General features: G+C 69.0%; 1 protein-coding gene. It reads left to right on the top strand.

What is annotated here, in order from left to right:
* Positions 1-115: 115 nt before the first annotated feature.
* Positions 116-1,501 (top strand): multidrug efflux RND transporter outer membrane subunit SmeF, encoded by a 1,386-nt coding sequence (gene smeF, locus ACFX4F_RS20520; RefSeq protein ID WP_180165586.1) that lies wholly within the window; start codon positions 116-118, stop codon positions 1,499-1,501.
* Positions 1,502-1,608: the final 107 nt, after the last annotated feature.

Here is a 1,608-nt window from a genome sequence, read left to right on the forward strand (position 1 = left end):
CGCAACGCCACCGTGTGATGACAACCGGTAGCGCCGGGCCCTGCCCGGCGGATGCCTCACCGCATAGTCGCCGGGCCCGGCCCGGCGCTACCACCGTGACCCCCAAGGTGTCGCTATGAAATTCTCTTCTCTTGCAATATCCCTTGCCACCGCGCTGGCGCTCAGCGCGTGCGGCACCCTCGCGCCGAAGAACACCGCAGTGGCCCCGGCCATTCCGTCGCAGTGGCCGGCGGAAGCCGCGCAGGGCGAAGTGGCCGATGTGGCCGCGGTCGGCTGGCGCGACTTCTTCACCGATGAGCGCCTGCAGCAGGTGATCGGCCAGGCGCTGGACAACAACCGCGACCTGCGCGTGGCCGTGCTCAACGTCGAAAAGGCGCGCGGCCAGTACCGCGTGCAGCGCGCTGACCGCGTGCCGGGCGTTGCCGTGACCGGGCAGATGGACCGCCGCGGCGGCGACGTGCCGGTGACCGAGCAGTTCAGCGCGGGCGTCGGCGTGGCCGAGTTCGAACTGGACCTGTTCGGTCGCGTGCGCAACCTGAGTGAAGCCGCGCTGCAGCAGTACTTCGCTGTAGCCGCCAACCGTCGCAATGCACAGCTGAGCCTGGTGGCCGAGACCGCCACCGCGTGGTTGACCTACGGTGCCGACCAACAGCGCCTGGCGATCGCCGAAGCCACGGTGAAGACCTATGAGGATTCGCTGCGTCTGGCCGAAGCACGCCATGAGCGTGGCGGCAGTTCGGCGCTGGAACTGACCCAGACCCGCACCCTGGTCGAGACCGCGCGCACCGATGCCGCGCGCTTGCGTGGGCAGCTGGCCCAGGACCGCAACGCGCTGGCGCTGCTGGCCGGCGGCCAGTTGGATCCGGCGCTGCTGCCGGACAGCATCGCGCCGCAGGTGCTTGCGCTGGCACCGCCGCCAGCCGGCCTGCCCAGTGACGTGCTGCTGCAGCGGCCGGACATCATGGCGGCGGAGCATCAGCTGCTGGCCGCCAATGCCAACATCGGTGCCGCACGCGCTGCGTTCTTCCCCAGCATCTCGCTGACCGGCAGCATCGGCAGTGGTTCGGGTGAACTGTCGGGCCTGTTCGACAGCGGCACGCGGGTGTGGAGCTTCCTGCCGAAGATCACCTTGCCGATCTTCCAGGGCGGCAAGCTGCGCGCGAACCTGGCAGTGGCCAACGCCGATCGCGATATCGCGCTGGCGCAGTACGAAAAATCGATCCAGAGCGGTTTCCGCGAAACCGCCGACGCGCTGGCATTGAATGTCAGCCTGGATGAGCAGGCCGCCTCGCAGCAGCGCCTGGTGGAAGCGGCCGAGCAGGCCAACCGTCTGTCGCAGGCACGCTATGACGCCGGCCTGGACAGCTTCGTCACCCTGCTGGATGCACGTCGTACCGCCTACAACGCGCAGCAGACACAGCTGCAGACGCAGCTGGCGCAGCAGTCCAACCGCATCACGCTGTACAAGGTGCTGGGCGGCGGCTGGCACGAGCGCGGGTAAGCGCGCTGATTCCGGTAGCGCCGGGCCATGCCCGGCGGCTCTTCCACCCAATATTCAGGGCGCCTGAAGCAGACCGCGCTTCGCGCTCGCCGGGCATGGCCCGGCGC

The organism is Stenotrophomonas sp. YIM B13575 (genome assembly GCF_042787595.1).
Taxonomy (GTDB): domain Bacteria; phylum Pseudomonadota; class Gammaproteobacteria; order Xanthomonadales; family Xanthomonadaceae; genus Stenotrophomonas; species Stenotrophomonas lactitubi_B.